Raw genomic sequence first — 22,783 nt, forward strand, 5'->3', positions numbered from 1 at the left:
CGATGACGGCCTGCTTGGCTGCCCGCGTGACGGCGGTGCGGCTTCAGCGCGGCGGCCGCCGGATTCCTCGATGGCGGCCGTGGCCGGCCCGAGCGTCTTTGCGTGCTCGCGGTACGCCGCGCCGTAGAACACCGAAGACTCGTCGACGACCAGCACCCGCGGCCACTGCGACCCCTGGCTCTTGTGGGTGGTGATGGCTTGGGCGAACGTGGCGGCGAGATGGTGCCGCGGCCGTCGCGCTACCTGCTTCTCGGCCTTCGAGGTCCTTGAAGCCGACGCCGACAGGAAGGCTCGCTCCCCGCTGTCGTCGCGGACGACCAGGCGTTGGTCCGGCCGGTCGGAGTCCAGAGCGCCATGACGTCGAACTGCTGGCCGCGAACACCTCGGCCTGCCGGAAGCCCGCCAGGGCGATCCGGCCGCCGGACTGGTAGGGCGCCGATGAGGCCGCGCAGGGCCCGGAGGAGGTGCACGGCCTGCCAGCGGGTGGCGTTGCGGCCGACGAGGACCTGGTCGAAGGCGAGCAGGTCGGCGATGGACAGGCGGTCGACGCGGCCGGAGTCGCCGTCGCGGCCGCCGATGCCGTAGTCGCGCCGGCCGGGTTCCGAGTTGCGGATGGCGGTGGCCATGCGGGTGACCGGCGAGTCGAGGGCGGACCGGTGGATCTCGGTGAGCAGGTGGTCGGCGGCGTGGTTGATGAAGTAGCCGCCGCCGTCGACCGGGGTGCCGGGTTGGTCGTTGAGGCACAGGATCCGCGTGCCGAAGCTGAGCAGGTCGTAGGCCATGCGCTCGCCGACCACTCGACAGCCCTCGTCGAGGACGAGGAGGTTCGCGCGGCCTGGTCGTCGCGGAGGATCCAGTCCGGGAGTCGATCTTCGACTGCTCGTGCAACCTGCCGGGCCAGCTCGGCCTGCTCGGCCAATGTCGGTGTCGCGCAGCTGCGCCTTCGCGCTCCTCCAGCCGCTTTCAGGGCCTTTTCCGCCAGGCTGGTAGATCAGGCTGTGGACGGTGGACGCGTTGTCGCGCCCTTGCCCGGTTGTAGGCGGCCTTGCCGGTGAACGCGGCGTAGAGGGCGGACACACCTAGGCCTTCGACGATGTGTCGGGCGAGGGTGGTCTTGCCGGTGCCCGCGTACCCGAACAGCCGGAACACCTGGCTGGTGTCGTCGGCGAACCAGTCGGTGATCCGCTGGCGCTTCCTTGCTGGTTATGCGGGGCGAACTCGCTGAGTTCGGGTGGTGCGTGGGCGCCGGCGGCGGGGTGGGCGGGTCGTCGTGGTGCCGACGAGGTCGGCGAGCCGCAGGTCCAGATCGGTCACGCCTGCTGCTCCTCTCGGGTGTCGGTGGTGGGGTGGCCGGCGGTGGCCCACTGGTCGAGGGGCCCGGCCGGGGCGCCCAGGTCGGCGCGCATCTCGGCGAGCACGTCGTCACGGGACGCCGGCACCGCAGGGATGACGGCCGTGTCGGCGGCGGTCACGGCCGGCATGACGCCGGTGCGCTCCTCCGGGCCGGCGGGCAGCGCCCGGGCCGGGGTCCTGCCACGTGGTCGGGTTGAGGCGGAGCCGGTCCGCCGGTGCAGCGGGCTGTAGTCGGGGCCGGCCTGGACGGCGTCCGGCCGGCAGGCCGGTGTAGCGCGGCTCACCGGGCTGTCGCCGCGGCGGCACGACCGTCAGGCGGAGCTCTGCTTGATGTAGGCGTGCGCCCGCGACGACGTCACCTCGTAGTCCTGGACGATGTCCTCGTCGGCGTTGGAGAACGTCGATGGCTTGGCCGACTTCGTCGGCGGAACTGCTGCGGATGTAGCCGAGGCGCGCGCGGAGGCGGTGGAGGAAGCGCGCGACGCCGGCCCGGCCCTGGTGAACTCGCTGACCTTCGCTGTAGGCGCGGCAGTCGTCGTTCGAGGCCCGGAAGAGCGTGAGGCCGGTGGCGTCGGGGTGCAGCGGGGCCAGCTCGTCGGTGCTCATCGGCCCTCCGCCTCGGCGTCGGCCCGGTCGAGGGCGATCCGCATGGAGGCGGCCTGCTGCTCGGTGGCGGCGAGCGCGTCCTCCAGCCGGGAGGTCCGGGTCTGCTCGGCGGCCAGGGCGGCGCGGAACCGGTCCGCCTCGGCGGTGAACTCGTCGGCCAGCGCGGCGTTCCGCTCCTGCCACTTCCGGGTCTCGGCCTGCTCGTCGGCGAGCCGGCGCAAGACCGGCCCCATGCGCTCACCGAGCCAGCTCACGAGGTTCAGGCAGTTGAAGTCCTCACCGCTGGCCGGGTGAGTGTGGGCCTTGATCTCGCCGAGCGCCTCGCGGAGCTGGGTGATCAGCAGGTCGGTGGCGGGGCGGATGGCGTCGAGGTCCAGCGCGGTGGTCGGGGTGTCGGTGGTCGTCATCGGGCATCTCCCGGGTGGGTCAGAGGCAGCTCGGCCACGTACGCCTGCCACCAGTCGGTCAGCGAGGGGCGACGGCCCTGCCGGGCGTCCAGTTCGCGCAGGGCCTTCGTTGCGGGCGGTCAGCTGGTCGCAGGCCGCCGAGCAGCAGGTCCACCGTCCATGCGGACCGGGCTCTCCGCCCGGCTCGGATGCGGTCCGCCTGGTGCCGCACCCGGACCGACAGGGAGCGCATCTGCCGGTCGGCGAGGACCAGCAGCCGGACCAGGACGGCCACGGTGGCGGCGAGCACGGCGACGGCGATGATCAGGGCGGCCATCACGCAGCGCCCCGCTCGCGCCGGTCCCACTCGGCGGCCGTCACGTGCTGCTCGGCGAGCCGGCGCAGGTCGAAGGGCGGCATCACGATCACCGGGGCGAGGTCGAGGCCGGCGGCGAACTCCGCGCAGTCGCAGTACTCGCCGAGCAGCACGTCGCCGCAGCAGGGCTTGAGCTGGACGGTGAACACGTCGGCGGAGGTCCGGCGGCCGGTCGCGGACCAGCCCTCCACCCCGGTCGGCAGCACGCCGGTGGTGGGCTGCTCCTCCAGGTCGCCGCGGTCGTAGCGCAGACCCGTCGCGTCGTCGGGGGCCGGGCGGCTGCCGAGCCGGTGCCGGGGGTAGGGCCGAGAGGCTGCACCGGGGGCAGGTCCGGGGCCGTCACTGGACACCGCCGGCCTGCTGCGCCTCCAGCTCGGCGACGTCGCAGAAGCTCTGCACGTCCACCAACCAACCCGGCATCCCCGGGCAGTTCCGCCCCTTCGCCTCGTAGGACCGGAACGGCCGCCGGGGCCCCCGCATGGTGCTGCCGTAGGCCGGCGTCTCCAGTCCGAGGAAGGCGGCCCAGCTGTCCACGCTGGCCGGGTCGTTGTCGGCCAGGTGGACGGTGAAGACGGTGTTGTTCGACGGGATCCACGTCTCGTCGGGGATGGGCAGGCCGGCGGCGACCCCGGCGAGCACCAGCTCGTAGGCGTGCTATCCAACTCGACCTCGGCGACCTCGGCGTTGACGTCGGCGATCCGGGCGGCGAGGACGTCGACCGCGCCAGCGGGGATCGTCAGCTCGTCCTTGGTCGTCCGCAGGACCGTGACGCCCTCCTCGACGTCGTACGACGCCGCCGCGCCGTCCGCCATCGTCACCGTGACGTCGTCGCCGTCGCGTACCACGTCGGCGACCAGGTCGCGGGTGCCGTCGCCGTAGACGACGGACAGGCCGGCCGCCAGGTACCGGGCCTTGATCGTGCGCGGCTGCTCGGCCGGGATAGGGTTCGGGTGCATCTGGATTCCCGCCGCAAGCCGGTGTGTCCGGGTGTGGAGCCCTCGCGCCGTTGCACCGGCCGGGGGCCGCGCCGTGTCGGTGCCGCTACCTGACCGGCGTCGGCTTTCAGCGTGGCCCGACTGCCCCGGCCGGCCCGGCTGATCGCGCGGCACGCAGGCCCGGGGTGCAAACGCGGCGGTTGCGTGACGGCGGCGACCAGTTCCAACTGCTCACCGAGCCGCGGTAGCCGAGTTCGCCGAGGCGGCGGTGCAGGCGGCCAGTCGGTGCCAGCACCGGCACCTGGTCCGGTGCCACCGGATCCGCCACCCGGGTGCGTCGGGGCGCCGCGCCTTCGCCTTGTCGGAGTCGCCGTCCGGCAGGTTGGCGATGAACTCGGCAAGGGCGTCGGCGGGGACAAGCCGGCGGCCGTCGAGCCGCTTGGTCCGGATGCGGTTCTTGGAGATCAGCATCCAGACCTTGCGGGGGGTGACACCGAGCCGGTAGGCGACGTCGTTGACGGGATACAGGTCGCGGGTTGCGGGCGGGGCAGTCTTCTCAATCTCGGGAATCACTGAGAAATCCTTTCTCGTGTTCGAGAAGACCGTACGCCGCCACCGGCCGGGTTCGACATCGTGGAAGGACTCATACTCGGTCAGTTCTTGCTGATCTCCTGTACGTCTATGGTCAAGCCATGCAGAGCACCAGCTTGCTGGGGGGCTGCGTCCTGGTCCGACCGATGCGGCCTCAGCCCGCCGCGGCGTCGTCGAGATCGGGAATTCTTCCAGGATGAAGGCCTTCCTGATCACGGGAAATACCGTCTGCGCATGTCAACATCTGCGCAGGTCAGGGCCGCTAAGTTCGGTCGTCTCGTTGACCGCGCGCTACGCGAGGCCCGCGAGCGCGGCATGACCATTGACGAGATCGTCAAGGCGACCGGGGTCAGCTCGGCGACGCTGGACGGCAGCAGCGGCAGGACAAAGGACCTCGCGCGCCAGCCAGGTCCGCTTCGCGAAGGCCCGCGTGCCGATCCGCGCGTACCAGGCCGAGGACGGGAGCCGCGAATCGTCCGAGCCGCTTGATCGGAACCGACATGCAGGAGGTCGCTCGCCGGGCTGCGCGATCCCAACGTCTCCGAGGCCGAGAAGCAGGAGATCCGTACCATGATCCGCTACTTCGGCCTGGCGTCGCCGGTGAGCGAGGCGGACTGGAGCAGCGGATGTGCCGCACCTGGCGGGACGTGCCGGTCACCCTCGGCCCCGACGGGCTCTACCACGCCAAGGTGACTGTCGGCCGAAAGCCGAACGGACAGCTCGACCGCCGGCACCGGTCCGGCAAGACGGAAGCCGATGTACGGGGCAAGCTCCGCGACCTATTGAAGAAGGTGGACGCCGGCCACAAGCCGCGCGTCGGCCGCACGCCGACCGTCGAGCAGTGGTTCACCACCTGGCTGACCGACATCGCCCCGTACGGCGCGAAGCAGCTCGCCCGGCGCAGCCTCGACGACTACTGGTCCCGCTGCCGCAACTGGATCTTCCCGCACCTCGGCGGGCTCCTGGTCGACGCGCTAGAAACCGAGGATCTCGACCGGCTGTACAAGGCGATGTACTCGAAGAAGCCGAAGCCGTGCTCGGAGGGGCACGTCCTGAAGACGCACGCGGTGATCCGGCGAGGGCTGGAGATCGCGCTGCGGCGTGGGCGGGTTACCCGGAACGTGGCGAAGCTGATGGACCCGCCGGGCGCGCCGACGACGGCTCGGGAATCCCTGTCGCGAGACGAGTCGGCGGAGGTGGCGCGGCGCTGCCGCAGTCAGCGCCCGCTGGTACGTAGGGCTCGCCATCGGCCCCGGCAGGGCAGACGTCAGCTCCATATCTGATCTGGACCCTGGACAACGAGGTCGTCACGACGGGCAGCTGCAGCGGCTCGGCCTGGCGGCACGGCTGCGACGACCGCACGCGCAGGTGCCCGGCCGCGCCGAAGAATCGCAAGGCTGCACCCGGTTCGAGCTGCCCGAAAGACTGCAAGCGGCACAAGGGAAAGGCGGCTGCCCGCTGCTGTGCCTGCGCATAGATTGCGAGGGACACGCATCAACGTGCCCGAACAAACAGGGATGGAGGACTGGTGATTACGCGTCCGAAGATGAGCACGCTACGCATCCGCGTGTTGTCGCGTTGCCGCCCGGGGTGGCCTAGTTGCTGCGGGAGCACCAGGAGGCGCAGAAGGCCGAAATGCGCGAGGCGGGCACCTGGTGGAAGGCGAACGATTACGTGTTCTGCCATCGGGACGGCCGGCCGATAGATCCGCGCGTCGACTGGGCGGAGTGGAAGGAGATTCTCCGGGAAGCTGGGGTGCCGGAAGCCCGCGTGCATGTGATGCGGCATTCCACCGCAACGGCGCTGCTGGAAATGGGTGTGGACATCTCCATCGTTCAGGAGACGTTGGGGCACACGGACATCCGCACGACCTGCAAGGTACCGGCATCGGGTAGAGCCAACTCGTCGCCGCCGCGCGATGGAGGCCGCGATGTTCGGTCCGAGCCAGCCTGCGCGGCTGGAGAACGGCCACTGTCACCGATCTTGTCACCGAGCGCCGCCGCCGCCGATCTTCCTGATAGCCGGACACCGATACGAGCAACGGCAAAGGCCCTGGTCACCGAAGTGACCAGGGCCTTTTGCTACCCCGAGCCGCCTGACGGAATCGAACCGTCGACCTACGCATTACGAGTGCGTCGCTCTAGCCGACTGAGCTAAGGCGGCAACGATCGTCAAGTGTACGGCACACCCGGGCGGCGGCCCCAATCGGATCCCTCCGCCTCGACGTGGGTCAGCCGGCCGACGGTGCCCGCACCCGACAGCGCGGAGGCCCGGCCGGGACTACGCTGCCCCAGGTGACCGACGACCGCATCCCCGTCGATGGCCCGGACGACGCCGACTGCCCGGACGACGACAGCGCCGACGCCGGGGCGGCGCGTCGGCCGCGCAGCACCGACCCGCTGGAGCTGGGCTTCACCCCGCGCAAGCCCGTGCCGTGGCTCGCGCCGCTCCTGCTGATCAGCACCGGCCTGCGTACGCTGCTGGCCGTGCTGTTCGGGGCGTACCTGGACAAACGGGAGCTACAGAACGCGTTCGGCGACGGGATCTTCCGCCAGGTCGGGCCGGACGGCGGGCTGTGGCTGGACTACGTGGCCGACCTGGGCGACGGTTTCAACGCCACGTACTCGGTCGCGTACCTGCTCGCCCAGCCGGAGCTGGAGGTCGACGGGCACCGGCTGCCCCGGGCGCGGACCCTGGTGATGGGCGGCGACCAGGTCTACCCGTCGGCGTCCTACGCCGCCTACGAGGACCGGTGCAAGGGGCCGTACCAGGCCGCGCTGCCGGGCACGCCGCCCGAGCGCCCCACCCTGTTCGCGGTGCCCGGCAACCACGACTGGTACGACGGGCTGACCGCCTTCCTGCGGCTGTTCGTCCGCACCCGGGACCGGCACTTCGGCGGCTGGGGCACCGGGCAGTCCCGCTCGTACTTCGCCGTGGAGTTGCCCGCCGACTGGTGGCTGCTCGGCCTCGACGACCAGTCCGGCTCGTACCTGGACGACCCGCAGCTCACCTACTTCGACGCGGTGGCCCGCAAGCTGGGACCGCAGAGCCGGGTGATCATCGCCGTGCCGGCGCCGACCTGGGTCAAGGCCGTCGACCACCCCACGGCGTACGACTCGATCGACTACTTCGTCCGCACCATCGTCGCGCCGACCGGGGCGCGGGTGCGGCTGCTCGTCTCCGGCGACCTGCACCACTACGCCCGGTACGCCGGCCCGGACCGGCAGCTGATCACCTGCGGCAGCGGCGGGGCCTACCTGTACCCCACCCACCATCTGCCCGAGCGGATCGAGGTGCCGCCGCGCGACACCCTGTCCCGGCGGGCCAGCCGCACCCGCGCGTACGACCTGATGGCCCGCTACCCCGAAAAGGCCCGCTCCCGGCGGTACGGCTGGGGGGTCTTCGGCCGGCTGCCGCTGCGCAACCCGGGCTTCGGCACCCTGCTCGGCGGCCTGCACACGCTGCTCATGCTGGCCATGGCCGGGGTGGCGGCGAACCGGGCCAGCGGAACCGAGCAGCGGCTGTTCAGCGTCCCGCTGGTGGCGATGCTGATGGTGACGATGCTCGGGGCGGCGTTCTTCGCGAAGCCGCCCAGCGCGGGCGGGAAGCGGCACGTACGGCACTGGCTGCTCGGGGTGGGACACGGGCTGGCCCACGTGGCGCTGGCCGCCGCCGGCACCTGGGCATGGCTGTCGCTGCCCTTCTACGACTGGTCCTGGCCGCTACCGGCCGCCGCCGCCGCGGTGGTCTACGGCCCGGTGATCGGGTTCCTGGCCGCCGAGCTGGTGGCGGCGTACCTGCTGGTCGCCGGCGCGTTCGGGGTGAACCTGAACGAGCTCTTCGCCGGCCAGGGCATCGAGGACGCCAAGGCGTTCCTGCGGATGCGCATCGACCCGGACGGCACGCTGACCATCTACCCGATCGCCGTGGACCGCGTGGCCCGCGACTGGAAACTGAACCCCGACGCCTCCCCCACAGCCTCCTGGCTGGCCCCCAAGACCCCCCTGACCCCCCACCTGGCCGAACCCCCGATCACCCTCCGTCCCTGACCCGGGTCAGGGGGTGTAGTGCTGGTCGTGGGCCTGGCGGGGGGCGCAGACCGAGGCCCTGCTGCATGAGCAGCGGGAGCCGTCGGCGTCCAGGCGGACGGTGACCGAGTCGCGGGGGATGCTGTGGCCCACCACCCGGCCGTCGCCCTCGGGGGTGCTCACCCGGCTGCCGATGGACGGGGCGGACTCCTGGAACCGCTGGTAGAGCGGGTGCTCGTACTTCAGGCAGCACATCAGCCGGCCGCAGGCGCCGGAGATCCGCAGTGGGTTCAGCGGCAGGTCCTGTTCCTTGGCCATCCGGATGGTGACCGGCTCGAAGTCGGTGAGGAAGGTGGCGCAGCACAGGTCCCGGCCGCAGGAGCCGATGCCGCCCTGCACCCGGGCGGAGTCCCGGGCGGAGAGCTGGCGCAACTCGACCCGGCAGTGCAGGGTCGCCCCGAGGTCGCGGACCAGGGAGCGGAAGTCGACCCGGTGCGGGGCGGTGAAGTAGACCGTGGTGCGGTCGCCGCCCCCGTCGGTGCCGAGGACGTGGTCAACGGCAACCACCTTCATCGGCAGGCCGTGCTCGCGGATCAGCCGCTTCGCGGCCACCTTCGCCTCGGCCTTGCGCCGCCGCAGCAGCTCGTCGCGACGCAGGTCGTCGTCCCCGGCGAGCCCGGCCAGCTTGGGGAAGCCGTCGGTGTCCTCGCCGACCCACTGCGCGGCCCAGACGCACTCCGCCACCTCGGGACCGTCGTCGGTGGGGACCAGCACCCGGTCGCCCACCTGCGGGCGGAACTCGCCCGGGTCGAGGTAGTAGAGCCGCCCGTACCGGTTGAAGCTGACCGCACAGAGCATGCCCATGCCCTCACCCTACGACGGGGCGACCCCCACCACCCACCCCACCGGTCGCCGTCCGGTCACCCGGCGCAGCGATCCATCGACGTCGAATCGTCCGACCCGCGCCGGCCCCTCGTCCCGATACGCCTCGCCCGGACGGCTGATTCCCGCCCAGCCGGACGACAAACGCCGGCCGGGGCGGTTGAGTGGGGGGCAGACCTGCGGGGGGTGCAGGGGAAGGCCACGGCGTCGCCGCCGGAAGCCCGGATCACACCGGTGCCACCGGCGCGACGCCGTGGCCGCGCCAGCCCTGCCGGCGACGGGCGCGGACGTGGTCAGCGGCCGACCCGGGTGACGGTGTCGTAGCGGGTCGGGCCGCCCGCCGGCCCGCGCCAGGTCGTCTCCGCCAGGCTCGGCGACCACTGGCGCAGCAGCGTTTCCGCACCGTCGTAGGCCACCCCCAGCACCGAGAGCACCCGGTACGCGACGTCGGCCGCCGCGAGCGGCCCCACGGTGCCGGCCTCGGCCCCCGGCGCGGTGGCGACGCGGACCCGGACCGCCTCGGCGGAGCCGAGCACGTCGGCCAGCGCCCGGGCCAGCGCGAGCCGGCTGCCCTCCACCCAGTCGGCGAGGGCGTCCGCGTATCCGGCCGTCGACTCCAGCCGGCCCACCAGGCTCTCCGGGCCCTCGTCGAGGTGCCCCAGCAGGGCGGAGCGGGCCTGGTCGTACGCGGACGCGGCCGGTCCGGACCAGGCGGCGGGGTCGGTGAGGAGGTGACAGACCTTGTCGTACTCCCGGACGAGCCCGCGCACCGCGTGGCCGGCGTCGGCCAGCGGCGCCGGGTGCAGATCGAGGAAGCCCCGCACCGCCTCGCCGGGGAGCACCTGCATCCGGCGCAGCAGCGGCCAGAGCCGGTGCCCCTCGGGGGCCCCGCCCGCGAGCAGCGTGTCGACCCGGCCGAGCAGGTCGAGGCCGGGCTCGGCGAGGCGGTCCAGGGCGTCCATCAGACCTCCCGGCGCAGCCGGCGTCGGGCCGCTTCGTCGACGCCCGCGTACCGGTCGGCGGCGCCCCGGACGGCAGACGCGGCGGCGGACAGCCGGCTCGCGGCGAGAGTCGCCTCTCGGGCCCGGTCGCCGGTCGCCTCGGTCCACCGCCGGTGCAGCGCCCGGCCGATCTCGCCGGGCCGGCCCGGGACGTGCACGCCGAACGCCGGGTGCGGCGGGTCGGCGGCGGTCACCTCGCGGGCCAGTGCGTCGAGGGTGCCGCTCGCCTCGTCCAACCGGGCGGCGAGGGCGCGCAGTTCGTCCATCTCAGGCCCCCGCCAGCGGCCGGTACGCGGCGAACGTCTCGTTGTGCAGCTTCTCCCGGGCCCACTGGGCGGCGTCGGCGGCGGCGCTCACCGCGGCCCGCACCGAGCCGGCGACGTCCCGGGGGTGACGGTTGTGCAGCGGGCCGAGGAACCGCACGTCGGTGATCCGGCCCCCGGCGGTGACCACCACCTCGACCAGCCCGTCCGGGGAGCGCACGGTGACCTCCACGGTCGCCACCGCCTGGTCGAACTCGGCCTGCAACGACTCGATGCGGCGGTAGCGCCGCACCGCCTCCTCGATCCAGGCCTCGTCGATCTCCCCCCGAGGCATCGCGGACTCCTCCCGGCAGTGCACTCACTGAGTGTGCCGCCACCGTCACCGCGGCATACGGGACCGTACCGCACACCAATCGCGCCTGTCGATGGCCTGTGGACCGGGCAGGGGTGGGGAGGGGTCAGCCCTTCCAGAGGGTCAGCATCATCGCCTCCACGGCGATCCGCGGCTTGACGTTCGCCTCGATGGCGGCCCGGCACTCCAGCACGGCCTCCAGCCGGCGCAGCGCCCCCTCGGCGGCCCACCGCTGCGCGCCGGCCTCGGCCAGCGCGGCGGTGTCGGTGTGCACCGGGGCGACCGGCGCGCGCAGTGCCATGGTGAGCGCGTCCCGGTAGAAGCCGGCAAGGTCGACCAGGGCCCGGTCCAGGGCGTCCCGTTGGGCCCGGGTGGCCCGCGACTTCTGCCGCCGCTCCAGTTCCTTGAGCTGACCGGCGGCCCCGCGCATCGCCCCGGCCGCGCCCCGGCCGGTGCCGCCCGCGCCGAGCGCCGTCTGCAACGCGGCCCGCTCGGCGGCGTCGCTCTCCACCACGGCCGCCTCGGCCTCTGCCTCGGCCGCCTCGATCAGCGCGGACGCCGCGTCGAAGGCGGCGCCCACCCCCGTCAGCCGGCGCGGCACAGCGAGCACCGCGTCGCGCCGGCTGCGGGCCTCCGGGTCGCCGGCGAGCCGCCGGGCCCGGCCCACGTGCCCCTGCGCCGCCGCCGCCGCCCACCGCGCCACCTCCGGCGCGACGCCTCGGCGGACCAGCACCTCGGCCACCGCCTCGGGCGCCGGCTGCCGCAGCGGTACGACCCGGCAGCGCGACCGGATGGTCACCGAGACGTCGTCCGGGTGGGTGGACGGGGCACAGAGCAGGAAGACGGTCCGCGGCGGCGGCTCCTCGACCGCCTTGAGCAGCGCGTTGCCGGCCGCCTCGGTGAGCCGGTCGGCGTCCTCGACGATCACCACCTGCCACCGGCCGCCGGACGGGGTGCTCGCCGCCCGGAGCACCAGGGCGCGCATCTCGCCCACCCCGATCGAGAGCCCCTCGGGCACCACCAGCCGGACGTCGGCGTGGGTGCCGGCGAGCGTGGTGTGGCAGCCCTGGCACTCGCCGCAGCCGGTGCCGCGCAGGCACTGGAGGGCGGCGGCGAAGGCTCGGGCCGCCACCGAGCGGCCCGAGCCGGGTGGCCCGGTGAAGATCCACGCGTGGGTCATCCCCGCCCCGGGGTCTGCCCCGCCCGCCCCCTCGGCGGCCTCGGCCTCCGCCTCGGCGGCGAGGGCGTCGGCGTCGTCGGGGTCGACCGGGCCGGCGGTGGCCGCCGCGTGGGCGGCGGCGGCCCCGCGCAGCACGGCTGCGGCGGACGCGGCGGCCCGGCGCAGCGTGTCGACGGCGTCGTCCTGCCCGACCAGGTCGGCGAAGACGTCGGGCATCAGGTCCGGTGCTCCATCGTCACCAGCTCCGTGTCCGATAACTCCGGCTGCACCGAGGTGTCCGGCCCCTGGGCGGGGCGGGGGTGCACGATGCCGGCCGGGTCGACCAGGAACTCCTGCACCCGCCGGGCCACCAGCTCGGCGGTCTCCCCGACCGGGCGGGACGCGTCGAGCACCAGGTACCGCTTGGGGTCGTTCGCGGCGAGGTCGAGGAAGGCGTACCGGACCCGCTCGTGGAAGGCGACGGACTCGGCCTCCAGCCGGTCGGCCCCGGCGTTGCGCGCCGCGACCCGGGACAGCCCGGTGTGCGGTTCGACGTCGAGCAGCACCACCAGGTCGGGCTTGAGTCCGCCGGTGGCCCAGGAGGAGAGCCAGGAGACCTCGTCGACGGGCAGCGTCCGCCCGGCGCCCTGGTACGCCAGCGACGAGTCGACGTACCGGTCGCTGATCACCACCGCGCCCCGGACGAGCGCCGGCCGGACCACGGTGGCCACGTGGTGCGCCCGGTCCGCGGCGTAGAGCAGCGCCTCGGCGCGTGGTGACGGCGCCTCGGCGGCGGTGTCGAGCACCAGCGAGCGGATCCGCTCGCCGATTCCGGTGGCCCCCGGCTCCCGGGTCACCAACACCTCCCGGCCCTGCCCGCGCAACCGCTCGGCGAGCGCGGCGAGCTGGGTCGACTTGCCGGCGCCCTCGCCGCCCTCGAAGACCACGAAGAGCCCGCTGGAGACGAACTGCTCGGCCGGCATCAGCGGGCGGCCCCGGATCGATCCCCACAGGTCGGCGAGGACCGGCACGCCCTTCTTGTCGTCCATCTGCCCGAACGCGCTGATCCCGGCGAAGATGCCGGCGGCGCCCGCGGCGAGCAGCAGCAGCCGGGTGGACGAGACGGAGACGCCCAGGTCGGCGATGGTCAGCTTGCGGGAGCCGCCGACACCGACCAGCAGGCTGCTCAGCGCGATGGCCAGGATCAGTACCAACCGGGTGCCGATCTGCACCACCGCGAAGACTCGGCCGCGCACCTCGTCGGCGACCTCGCCGCCGAGCAGGGTGGTGCCGGCGAGGAAGGCCATCCCGGCCCCCGCGCCGACCAGGACCGCGCCGAGCATCGCCATGGACAGGTGGATGGCGAACGCGAGCACCAGCACGGACGCGCTGGCCAGCACGATGCTCATGCCGAACCAGCGCCGCCGGGACATGTCCCGGACGATCATCGGGCCGAGCCCGATGCCCACGGCGAGGCCGATGAACATCGCGCCGAAGAGCAGATAGAACGCGGCGTCGCCGGCGCCGAGCGAGGCGGCGAAGAACTTCGCCGTGCCGATCACGATGCCGCCGCCGGCGAACGCGCCGAAGATGCCGAGCACCAGGCCGCGCACCAGCGGGGTCTGGCCGATGTACTTCCAGCCCTCGGTGAACTGGTGCCGCATGCCCTGCCCGGTGCGCTCCGCCTCGTCGGTCTGCGCCTGGCTGATCTCCTTGATCCCGAACGCGACGACCAGAGCGGTGGCCAGCCGGGAGAAGGCGTTGAACCAGAGCGCGATCTGCGCCGGCTCGGCCCAGGACGGGATCTCGCCGCCGGCCGCGCCCCGGATGCTGCGGTCGAGCACGGCCAGGCCGAGCGCGGCGGCGATCGGGGTGAGGCCGTACGTGGTGATCAGGGTGAGCTGGTTGGCCGCCTCCAGCCGGGCGCGCGGGATCAGGTTGGGGACCGCGGCCTCCTTGGCCGGGATCCACAGCAGGGTGATCGTCTCGATCAGGAAGGTGGCGACCGCCGCCCAGCCGACCACCAGGCCACCGCTGGCCCCGGTGAGCGCGAACAGCGGGATGGAGGCGAACAGCAGGAAGCGCAGCACATCGCAGATGACCATCGTCCAGCGCCGGTCGAACCGGTCGGCGAGGACACCGGCCACCGGGCCGAGGATCAGCGCGGGCAGCAGCCGGATCGCGATCAGGGTGCCGAACGCGGCGCCCTGCGCGGTGCTGCCCGAGACCTGGGCGGCGGCGAAGACGGAGGTGGCGAGCAGGCCCAGCCAGTCGCCGAAGGAGGCGGCGCCGAGCACGATCCACAGCCGGCGGAACGGCTGGATGCGCAGCACGGAGCGGATCGCGGCGGCCCCGGACCGGTCGGCGGCCTGGCTCGTGGCCGCGCCCCCGGCGGGAGCGCCGGGTTGGCCGCCGGCCTCGTCGGTGGCGGCCTCGGCCGGGTCGGCGCCCTGGGAGCCGGCGTCGGCCGGGTCGGCGCCCTGGGAGCCGGCGTCGGCCGGGGCGGCGGCCCGGGGACCGGACGCGGCACCGGCCGCAGCGGCGGACGGGCCGGTGGTGGCGTTGTCGGGCCGGTCGCCGGACGACACGCCGGGCGACTCGCCGCTGTTCTGGCTTTCGATGGCCGTACCTCCACGTGCCGACCCAACGCTGGGCAGTCCCGGTGCAACACTCTAGTCCCGGCCGGGGGTCGCCCCGTCCGCGACATTGCCTGCTCGCCGAGCCTAGGCCGCCGGGGCAACCGGCCCCAGCCAGGCATACGCGAAGGTATTTCGCATTGACCGTTTGACAGTTAGCGTGCACACGTGGCCACCGAAAGCGACAAACTTCGCGAGCGCCTGGACCGGGCGACCGCCCACCTCGACCCGCCGTACGCGGTGGTCGACCTGACGGCGTTCGACGCCAACGCCGCGGCGCTGCCCCCACGCGCCGGCGGCAAGCCGATCCGGGTCGCCAGCAAGTCCGTGCGCGCCCGCGGGTTGCTCGGCCGCGTGCTGGGCCGACCCGGCTGGGCGGGGGTGATGGCGTTCACCCTGCCCGAGGCGAGCTGGCTGGTCCGCACCGGCGTGACCGACGACGCGCTGGTGGCGTACCCCACGGCCGACCGGGGGGCGCTCGCCGAGCTGGCCGGCGACGGGGAGCTGGCCCGGGCCGTCACCCTGATGGTCGACGGCACCGACCAGCTCGACCTCATCGACGCGGTCCGCCCGCCGGGCGGTCGCCCCCCGCTGCGGGTCTGCATCGACCTGGACGCCTCCTGGCGGCCCCTGCGCGGGCGGGTGCACGTCGGGGTGCGCCGCTCCCCGGTGCACAGCGCCCGGGCGGCCGGCGCGCTCGCCGCCGCCGTCGCCGGCCGGCCCGGCTTCCGGCTGGTCGGCCTGATGTCGTACGAGGCGCAGATCGCCGGGCTGGGCGATGCGCCGCCGGGACGGGCGGCGCTGGCCGCCGCGATCCGGGTGGCCCAGCGCGGCTCCTACCGGGAGCTGCTGGCCCGCCGAAGCGCGGCGGTGGCCGCGGTACGCGAGCATGCCGAGCTGGAGTTCGTCAACGGCGGCGGCACCGGCAGCGTGGCGGCGACCAGCGCCGACCCCGCGGTCACCGAGGTCACCGCGGGGTCCGGCCTGTACGGGCCAACGCTGTTCGACGCGTACCGCGCCTGGCGCCCCACCCCGGCGGCGTTCTTCGCCTGCGCGGTGGTCCGCCGCCCGGCCCCCCGGCTGGCCACGGTGCTCGGCGGCGGCTGGATCGCCTCCGGCCCGGCCGCCGACACCCGCCTGCCCGCCCCCTGGCTGCCGACCGGGCTGAAGCTGCTCGGCGCGGAGGGGGCCGGCGAGGTGCAGACGCCGCTGGCCGGCCGGGCGGCGGACGACCTGCGGGTCGGCGACCGGGTCTGGTTCCGGCACGCCAAGGCCGGTGAGCCCTGCGAGCACGTCAACGAGCTGCACCTGGTCGAGGGCGACCGGGTGGTGGGCAGCGTCCCCACCTACCGGGGGGAGGGCCACGCGTTCCTGTAGCCGTCCGGAGCGGTTCCAGGAGGTCGGGCCGCCCCCGGCGGCCGGGATCAGGAGGGGGTGGCGGGCGAGGCGGCGGCGTCGGCCGAGGCGGTGACGTGCCGGTGCAGGTACTCGCGGATGAGCGCCTTGGCCTCGGCGAGCACCCGCTCGTCGCCCTCGGCGTTGCGCCGGAACGCCAGCTTGATCAGCGCGTCCGCGGCCTCGACGGCGATCTCCAGGCAGAACCGCAGGCGCGGCTCGTCGGCCATCCCGAACCGCTCGGTGAGCACCCGGTCCAACTGGTCGGCGATCACGCCGTTGTTGTCCCGCTGCTCGTCGAGCAGGTGCAGGTCGACCACGTCGCCGAAGTGCAGGGTGCGGAACCCGGGGACGGTGCGGTGCATCGTGATGTACTCGTCGATCCCCGCGTCGACGCCGTCCCACCAGTGGGTCAGGTCGTCCGAGGCGAACCGCTCGTCGAGCCGCTGGAGGTAGGACTCCATCGTGCGCAGGGTCAGCGCCTGCACGATCGCCCGCTTGTCCGGGAAGAACTGGTAGACCGACCCGATCGCCACCTCGGCACGCTCGGCGAGCAGGGTCGTGGTCAGTCCCTCGTACCCCACCTCGTCGACGAGTTCGGCACAGGCGTCCAGCATCCGCTGGACCCGCGCCACGCTTCGACCCTGGACCGGTACCCGGCGCAGCGGCCCGGTCGTGGCGGCTGGTGTGGACACTCGGTCACCCCCCTTCGACGGATGAACATATCTACACGTCACGAGTACGTGACTACCGGTACAACGAGCGGACCTCGATTGCGGTATTTACCAGGCACAACGTTCCTGATATGAAGTCAGTTCATATTCATGTCGAGGAGCGCGCATGGCCAGCACCGCACCGCTCACCACCAGCGCCTGGACCAACTGGGCCGGCAACCAGCGCAGCACCGCCACCGCCATCCTCCGCCCTCGCACGGTCGCCGACGTCACCGAGGCCGTCCGGGCCGCCGGGGCGGCCGGCGAACGGATCCGGGCGGTCGGCAGCGGCCACTCCTTCACCCCCGTCGCCCGCACCGACGGCCGCCGGATGGAGCTGACCGAACTCGACACCGGGGCCCGGATCGACCGGGAACGACGCCTGGTCACCGTACCCGCCGGGATGCCGCTGCACCGCCTCAACGCCCTGCTCGCCGCCAACGGGCTGGCCATGCCCAACCTCGGCGACATCGACGCGCAGACCGTCGCCGGGGCGATCTCCACCGGGACCCACGGCACCGGGGCCGCGTACGGCTGCCTGTCGACCTTCGTCGAGGCGCTCACCCTGGTCACCGGCACCGGCGAGGTGCTGCACTGCTCCGCCGAGCAGCACCCGGACGTGTTCGCCGCCGCCCGGGTCTCCCTCGGCGCCCTCGGGGTGCTGACCGAGGTGACCCTGCGCTGCGTGGACGCCTTCACCCTGCGCGCCCACGAGCGACCCGCCCCGCTCGCCGAGGTGCTGTCCGACCTGCCGGCCCTGATCTCCGCCCACGACCACGTCGAGTTCTACTGGTTCCCGTACACCGACCGGGTGCAGGTCAAGGTCAACGACCGGACACCGGCCGACGACCGGCCGCTGGCCCGCTGGCGCGGCTGGCTGGACGACGAGTTCCTGTCCAACACGGTCTTCGCCGGCGCGTGCCGGCTCGGGCGGGCCGTGCCCACACTGGTGCCGACGATCAGCGCGGTCTCCGCCCGGGCGCTCACCGAGCGCACCTACACCGGCCGCTCCGACACGGTCTTCTGCACTCCGCGCCGGGTCCGCTTCGTGGAGATGGAGTACGGCCTGCCGCGCGCCGCCCTGCCCGAGGCGCTGGACGCGCTGCGCCGGATCGTCGACGGGCTCCCGTTCAAGGTGATCTTCCCGGTCGAGGTCCGGTTCACCGCCCCGGACGACATCTGGCTGTCACACGGGTACGGGCGCGAGTCGGCGTACATCGCCGTCCACCAGTACGTCGGGATGCCGTTCGAGCCGTACTTCCGGGCCTTCGAGCAGGTCGCCGCCGGTCTGGGCGGTCGCCCACACTGGGGCAAGCTGCACTGGCGCGACGCGGCGTCGCTGGCCCCGGTGTACCCGAAGTTCGCCGACTTCCAGTCCGTCCGCACCCGTCTGGACCCGAACGGCATCTTCAGAACCCCCCACCTGGACCAACTCTTCGGCGCCTGAACCGTTGGGATCTTGGAGGGAAACGCCCGGGAGGGGCGCTACCTTCCAAGACCTCGACGGGAGGCGTCAGTCGGCGGGGGTGGCGGCCTTCTTCGGGGGAGTCTTCTTCGCCGGGGTGGCCTTCTTGGCCGCCGCCTTCGCCGCCGTCGACTTGCTGGCGGTCGACTTCGTCGCGGCGGTCTTCTTGGCGGCTGTGGTCTTCTTGGCCGGGGCCTTCTTCCCCGGGGCCTTCTTCGCCGCCGTCTTCTTCGGCGCCGGGCCCTTCGCGCGCTTCTCGGCGAGCATCTCGGAGGCCTCCTCGATGCTCAGCGCCTCCGGGGTCTGCCCACGCCGCAGGGACGCGTTGACCTCGCCGTCCGTCACGTACGGGCCGAACCGGCCGTCCTTGATGACCAGCGGCTTCTCGGTCAGCGGGTCGACGCCCATCTCCCGCAGCGGGGGCGCGGCGGCTCGGCGCTGGCGGGTCTTCGGGGCGGCCAGCAGGGCCAGCGCCTCGTCCAGCGTGACGGTGAACATCTTGTCTTCCGAGTCCAGCGAGCGGAACTCGTCACCCTGCTTGACGTACGGGCCGTAGCGGCCGTTGTTGGCGACCACCTCGCCGCCGTCCGGGGCCACCCCGACCAGCCGGGGCAGGCTGAGCAGCTTCAACGCCTCGGCGAGGGTCAGCGAGTCCGGCGACTGCGAGCGCAGCAGCGACGACTTTCGCTCGCCGCTGGCCACGTACGGGCCGAACCGGCCGGACTTGAGCAGGATCGGCTCCCCGGTGGCCGGGTCGTCGCCGAGCTTGCGCTCGCCGCCCCCGCCGAGGAACAGCTCGTGCACCTTCTCGGGGGTCAGCTCGTCGGGGGCCAGCCCCTCGGGGATCGGGGCCCGGTCGCCCTGGCCGCCGCCCTCCTCGCCCTCCCCGTGCGCCGCCGGCTCGCCGCCGGGCAGCTCCCGCTGGAGGTACGGCCCGTAGCGCCCGACCCGGACGACGACCTCGCGCCCCTCGTCGTCGGTGAACAGCGGGATGGAGTTGACGCTGCGCGCGTCGATCTCGCTGAGGTTCTCCGTGACCAGCTTCTTCAGCCCACCGGAGCGGGCGATGGTCTGGTCACCGGCGCCGTTGGCGCTGCCGAAGTAGAAGGCGGTGAGGAAGTCGACCGCGGCGTGGTCGCCGCCGGCGATCTCGTCCAGCTCGTTCTCCATGCTGGCGGTGAAGTTGTAGTCGACCAGCCGGGGGTAGTGCCGCTCCAGCAGGCCGATCACCGCGAAGGCCAGGAAGGACGGGATCAGCGCCTGGCCGCGCTTGGTCACGTACCCCCGGTCCTGGATCGTCTGCATGATCGACGCGTACGTCGACGGGCGGCCGATGCCCAGCTCCTCCAGTGCCTTGACCAGCGACGCCTCGGTGTACCGCGACGGCGGCTGGGTGTGGTGGCCCTGCGCGGCCAGTTCGTCGGCGGTCAGCGGCTGGTCCTTGACCAGGTTGGGCAGCCGGCGCTCGGCGTCCTCGGCCTCGGCGTTCTCGTCGTCGGACGACTCGACGTACGCCCGCAGGAAGCCCGGGTCGGTGATGGTCTTGCCCGTCGCGCCGAAGTCGGCCTCCTCCTGCGCGGAGGAGACCGCCCGGATGCGCACCGAGACGCTGGAGCCGACCGCGTCGGTCATCTGCGAGGCGATGGTGCGCCGCCAGATCAGCTCGTAGAGCTTGAACTCCTCGCCCGACAGCTCCTTGGCCACGTCGCCCGGGGTGCGGAAGTTGTCCCCCGCCGGGCGGATCGCCTCGTGTGCCTCCTGGGCGTTCTTCACCTTGCCGGTGTAGCGGCGCGGCTCCGGCGGCACGCTGCGCTCGCCGTACAGCTCGACGATCTGCCGGCGGGCCGCCGTGATGGCGGTCTCCGACAGGTTCACCGAGTCGGTACGCATATAGGTGATGTAGCCGTTCTCGTAGAGCCGCTGCGCGGTGCGCATCGTCTGCTGGGACGAGAACCGCAGCTTGCGGGCCGCCTCCTGCTGGAGGGTGGAGGTGATGAACGGCGCGTACGGGCGGCGGCGGTAGGGCTTCTCCTCGACCCGGGTGACCGTGAACGGCCGGCCCTCCAGCCGGGCGGCGAGCCCGCGCGCCCCACCGGAGTCGAGGTGCACCACGCCCGCCCCGGGCCTCACCCGGCCGGTGGTCGGCTCGAAGTCCTTGCCGGTGGCGATCCGGTCGCCGTTCAGCGCCACCAGGGTGGCGTTGAAGGTGCGCGGCCCCTCGCCCGGCTTCGCCACCGCCAGGGTGGCCAGGATGTCCCAGTACTCGGCGGTGCGGAACGCCATCCGCTGCCGCTCCCGCTCGACCACGATCCGGGTCGCCACGGACTGCACCCGGCCCGCCGAGAGCTTCGGCATGACCTTCTTCCACAGCACCGGGGAGACCTCGTAGCCGTACAGCCGGTCGAGGATGCGCCGCGCCTCCTGGGCGTCGACCAGGTCGCGGTCGATCTCGCGCGGGTTGGCCACCGCGGCCTGGATCGCCGGCTTGGTGATCTCGTGGAAGACCATCCGCTTGACCGGCACCTTGGGCTTGAGCGTCTCCACCAGGTGCCAGGCGATCGCCTCGCCCTCGCGGTCCTCGTCCGTGGCCAGGAAGATCTCGTCGACCTCCTTGGCCAGCTTCACCAGCTTGCTGATCTGCTGCCGGCGGTCGGGCGAGACCACGTAGAGGGCGTGGAAGCCGTTGTCGACGTCGACGCCGAGGCGGGCCCACGGCTCGCCCTTGTACTTGGCCGGCACGTCGGCGGCGTTGCGCGGCAGGTCGCGGACGTGACCGAAGCTGGCCTCCACGACGTACCCCGGGCCGAGGTAGCCCGAGATCGTCTTGGCCTTCGCCGGTGACTCGACGATGACCAGACGGGTGGTCCTGGCGTTGCTCGGCACGTCTCCTGCGACCTCACTCCTGCTCGTGGCCGGCCGGGTCCGGGGCGCGGACCACCCTCGGTCCGCCGGAACCGCCGGCGGTCCGGATGTCCAACGTAACGCGTCGCCCACGTTTCGGGTTTCGCGGGCGGCCAACCGCCCACCGTGCGGGGGCCGTCCCCTCACCGCACCGGTCGGCGGTCTTGCCGGACGGCGCCACCGTACACCGTGGGTAGGGTCCCGAGCGGGCCACTGTGACGATGACGCCCTGTCGGCGGATGGCCCACCAGCCCGTTCGCGCCGCCAACAAACCGCCGAACTGTCCCCCATCGGACACCCGCCCCACGTCGATCATGGACCTGCGGTGGGCGGTTTATGCCACTACGCCGCTTTTACGGGGCAGCACGACTCCATGATCGCGGGCACCTGGGGGTCAGGGGTGGTGGGGCCAGGAATCGGGTGGGGCGGTGGGTGGGGGGTCGCCCAGGAGGTCGGCCAGGCGGGACAGGCGGCGACGGCCGGTGATCCGGTACGCCGGGCCGCCCGCCTCCGCGTCCAGCAGCGCCGCCGGCAGGCCGACGGCGGCCAGGGCGGCGCCGACCGGTTCCCGGCACGCCTCGTCGTCCACGCCGAGGCGGAGCAGGAAGCCGGGCGGCTCCGCCTTCCCGGCAGCGGCTACCCAGAGCCGCAGCCGCCGGCCGTTGAGGTGGAACCCGGCGGGTGGCCGCTTCACCGGGCTGCCGGGGGCCGGGCCGCCGGGGGCCTGCGCCGGCGGGTCGCGGAGCCAGGCGAGGGCCAGCGGGGCCAACGTGCTGGCGTACGAGGTGCGCACCAGGTGCCGCTGGTCACCCAGCGCCTCCCAGCCGGCGGCGAGCCCGCGCCGGGCCAGCTCGGCGACGAGCACGTGCACCCGCCAGGCGGCGTCCACCACGATCGACAGCCGCGCGGTGCCGCCCATCCGGACCATCTCCCCCGGGCCGGCGAGCAGGCCGGCCAGATCGGCGACGGACGGGTCCGCCGCCTCGGCGCCGAACAGCGAGAGCTGCCGGACCGGGTCGGGTGGTCGGTCGGGGGGCGTCAGCGGCACTCCGGGACCTCGTCGAAGGCCTTCTTGAGTTCTTCGGAGCTGAGCCGGCTGGTGTCCAGGGCGCTGGCGTCGTACTCCTTGTTGAGGGTGTCCACGGCGGCGCGTACGCCGTCGTAGAAGGCGGTGGGCTCGCCGGTGCCCAGGCCGCCGATGGTGCCCCGGGCCCGGCCGTACGCGTCGCGCACCTTGCCCAGCGACGCCTGGAAGCCCTGCGAGATCTCCTCGCCGTGGTCGGTCTCCGGGACGCCGGCCTCGTCGACCTTGCGGCGGGCCGTCTCGCTGGCCTGCTCCGCGCCGCCGAAGAGCCGCACCAGGTTCTCCTTCGCCTGCGCCGGGGTGGTCTGCGCGGTCATCTGCTGCTGGGTGCTGCTCGTCAGCTTGTTGATCTCGGCGCGCCACGGGGTGAGCGCCTCGCACACCGACGCCGCCCAGGCCCGGGGGCTGGGGCCGCCGCCGCAGGCGGTCAGCGTCAGGACGAGCGTGGCGAGGACCACCGTGAGCTTTCCGGCGGTCGCCGCCCGGCACGTGCGCATGCGAAGCAGCGTACGGCCTCCGTGCCGATGTGCCACCGGTCGGTTTGCCGCAGCCCGGCCGCCCCCGCTGCGCCGGTCCGGGCCGGGCAGGCCGTGAGCTGGAGTTCCGGCGACGGCGGGTTCCCGGCTACGGATGGTGGACCGGCCGGGAACCCGCTGT

21 protein-coding genes, 1 tRNA gene and 1 pseudogene are annotated in these 22,783 nt (G+C 73.4%); 5 read left to right on the plus strand and 18 right to left on the minus strand.

From position 1 onward, the window contains the following. Window positions 1-239: 239 nt before the first annotated feature. The 7 genes from OOK41_RS00190 to OOK41_RS00220 form a co-directional block, all read right to left on the minus strand. A complete protein-coding gene (locus OOK41_RS00190) occupies window positions 240-797 on the minus strand; it encodes a hypothetical protein (protein WP_266262368.1) in 558 nt (185 codons plus the stop codon). A 513-nt stretch (window positions 798-1,310) separates the two neighbouring features. Next, complete coding sequence (locus OOK41_RS00195; RefSeq protein ID WP_266262369.1) at window positions 1,311-1,637, minus strand: hypothetical protein; 327 nt, start codon at window positions 1,635-1,637, stop codon at window positions 1,311-1,313. Between the two features lie 318 nt (window positions 1,638-1,955). After that, complete coding sequence (locus OOK41_RS00200; protein ID WP_266262370.1) at window positions 1,956-2,366, minus strand: hypothetical protein; 411 nt, start codon at window positions 2,364-2,366, stop codon at window positions 1,956-1,958. A 58-nt stretch (window positions 2,367-2,424) separates the two neighbouring features. Further along, the gene (locus OOK41_RS00205; protein ID WP_266262371.1) at window positions 2,425-2,682 is read right to left on the minus strand and encodes a hypothetical protein; all 258 of its coding nucleotides are present in this window, start codon (window positions 2,680-2,682) and stop codon (window positions 2,425-2,427) included. Then, complete coding sequence (locus tag OOK41_RS00210; protein ID WP_266262372.1) at window positions 2,682-3,071, minus strand: hypothetical protein; 390 nt, start codon at window positions 3,069-3,071, stop codon at window positions 2,682-2,684. The genes OOK41_RS00205 and OOK41_RS00210 overlap by 1 nt, the downstream gene beginning before the upstream one ends. After that, on the minus strand, window positions 3,061-3,360 hold the full coding sequence (locus tag OOK41_RS00215; RefSeq protein WP_266262373.1) for a hypothetical protein: 300 nt from the start codon (window positions 3,358-3,360) through the stop codon (window positions 3,061-3,063). Before OOK41_RS00215 ends, OOK41_RS00210 begins: the two co-directional genes overlap by 11 nt. A 527-nt stretch (window positions 3,361-3,887) precedes the next feature. After that, on the minus strand, window positions 3,888-4,229 hold the full coding sequence (locus OOK41_RS00220; RefSeq protein WP_266262374.1) for a hypothetical protein: 342 nt from the start codon (window positions 4,227-4,229) through the stop codon (window positions 3,888-3,890). Window positions 4,230-4,873: 644 nt separating this feature from the next. On the opposite strand from OOK41_RS00220, the gene OOK41_RS00225 reads away from it, so the two are divergent. Together OOK41_RS00225 and OOK41_RS00230 are read left to right on the plus strand one after the other, a co-directional pair. Further along, complete coding sequence (locus OOK41_RS00225; protein WP_266262375.1) at window positions 4,874-5,530, plus strand: hypothetical protein; 657 nt, start codon at window positions 4,874-4,876, stop codon at window positions 5,528-5,530. Window positions 5,531-5,882: 352 nt separating this feature from the next. Next, window positions 5,883-6,107, plus strand: a pseudogene (locus OOK41_RS00230) (tyrosine-type recombinase/integrase); the annotation flags it as partial. Between the two features lie 229 nt (window positions 6,108-6,336). Here the strand turns inward: OOK41_RS00230 and OOK41_RS00235 are convergent. Next, window positions 6,337-6,410: transfer RNA gene (locus OOK41_RS00235), tRNA-Thr, on the minus strand. Window positions 6,411-6,541: 131 nt separating this feature from the next. Between OOK41_RS00235 and OOK41_RS00240 the strand changes: the two genes are divergently transcribed. Next, window positions 6,542-8,296 carry a metallophosphoesterase gene (locus OOK41_RS00240; protein WP_266262376.1) on the plus strand — a complete coding sequence of 585 codons (1,755 nt, stop codon included), beginning with the start codon at window positions 6,542-6,544 and terminating at the stop codon, window positions 8,294-8,296. Window positions 8,297-8,302: 6 nt separating this feature from the next. On the opposite strand, the gene OOK41_RS00245 is transcribed toward OOK41_RS00240, so the two are convergent. From OOK41_RS00245 to tmk, 6 genes are all read right to left on the minus strand, one after another. Beyond that, complete coding sequence (locus OOK41_RS00245; protein ID WP_266262377.1) at window positions 8,303-9,139, minus strand: regulatory iron-sulfur-containing complex subunit RicT; 837 nt, start codon at window positions 9,137-9,139, stop codon at window positions 8,303-8,305. Window positions 9,140-9,450: 311 nt separating this feature from the next. Further along, a complete protein-coding gene (locus OOK41_RS00250) occupies window positions 9,451-10,119 on the minus strand; it encodes a hypothetical protein (protein WP_266262378.1) in 669 nt (222 codons plus the stop codon). Beyond that, window positions 10,119-10,424: a hypothetical protein gene (locus tag OOK41_RS00255; protein WP_266262379.1), complete on the minus strand. Its 306-nt coding sequence runs from the start codon at window positions 10,422-10,424 to the stop codon at window positions 10,119-10,121. The genes OOK41_RS00250 and OOK41_RS00255 overlap by 1 nt, the downstream gene beginning before the upstream one ends. A 1-nt stretch (window position 10,425) precedes the next feature. Then, complete coding sequence (locus tag OOK41_RS00260) at window positions 10,426-10,755, minus strand: YbaB/EbfC family nucleoid-associated protein (RefSeq protein WP_266262380.1); 330 nt, start codon at window positions 10,753-10,755, stop codon at window positions 10,426-10,428. A gap of 124 nt (window positions 10,756-10,879) precedes the next feature. Next, entirely contained in the window at window positions 10,880-12,169 is a 1,290-nt protein-coding gene (locus OOK41_RS00265) for a DNA polymerase III subunit delta' (protein WP_266262381.1), read from the minus strand. Beyond that, a complete protein-coding gene (gene tmk, locus OOK41_RS00270; RefSeq protein ID WP_117668601.1) occupies window positions 12,169-14,265 on the minus strand; it encodes a dTMP kinase in 2,097 nt (698 codons plus the stop codon). Before tmk ends, OOK41_RS00265 begins: the two co-directional genes overlap by 1 nt. Window positions 14,266-14,736: 471 nt before the next feature. On the opposite strand from tmk, the gene OOK41_RS00275 reads away from it, so the two are divergent. Next, window positions 14,737-15,945, plus strand: a complete 1,209-nt coding sequence (locus tag OOK41_RS00275; protein ID WP_266262382.1) for an amino acid deaminase/aldolase — start codon at window positions 14,737-14,739, stop codon at window positions 15,943-15,945. Window positions 15,946-15,992: 47 nt separating this feature from the next. Here the strand turns inward: OOK41_RS00275 and OOK41_RS00280 are convergent, their stop codons facing one another. Further along, entirely contained in the window at window positions 15,993-16,658 is a 666-nt protein-coding gene (locus OOK41_RS00280; RefSeq protein ID WP_243639576.1) for a TetR/AcrR family transcriptional regulator, read from the minus strand. Window positions 16,659-16,803: 145 nt separating this feature from the next. Here OOK41_RS00280 and OOK41_RS00285 point away from each other — a divergent pair, with 145 nt between their 5' ends. Continuing rightward, entirely contained in the window at window positions 16,804-18,123 is a 1,320-nt protein-coding gene (locus tag OOK41_RS00285; RefSeq protein WP_266262383.1) for a D-arabinono-1,4-lactone oxidase, read from the plus strand. A 66-nt stretch (window positions 18,124-18,189) separates the two neighbouring features. On the opposite strand, the gene topA is transcribed toward OOK41_RS00285, so the two are convergent. The 3 genes from topA to OOK41_RS00300 all read right to left on the minus strand — a co-directional run bounded on the left by topA (window position 18,190) and on the right by OOK41_RS00300 (window position 22,623). Next, window positions 18,190-21,024, minus strand: coding sequence for a type I DNA topoisomerase (gene topA / locus OOK41_RS00290; RefSeq protein WP_266262384.1), 2,835 nt, complete (start codon window positions 21,022-21,024; stop codon window positions 18,190-18,192). Between the two features lie 412 nt (window positions 21,025-21,436). Then, complete coding sequence (locus tag OOK41_RS00295; RefSeq protein ID WP_266262385.1) at window positions 21,437-22,090, minus strand: hypothetical protein; 654 nt, start codon at window positions 22,088-22,090, stop codon at window positions 21,437-21,439. After that, on the minus strand, window positions 22,081-22,623 hold the full coding sequence (locus tag OOK41_RS00300) for a hypothetical protein (protein WP_266262386.1): 543 nt from the start codon (window positions 22,621-22,623) through the stop codon (window positions 22,081-22,083). Before OOK41_RS00300 ends, OOK41_RS00295 begins: the two co-directional genes overlap by 10 nt. Window positions 22,624-22,783: the final 160 nt, after the last annotated feature.

This window comes from Micromonospora sp. NBC_01655, assembly GCF_026339755.1.
GTDB lineage: Bacteria > Actinomycetota > Actinomycetes > Mycobacteriales > Micromonosporaceae > Micromonospora.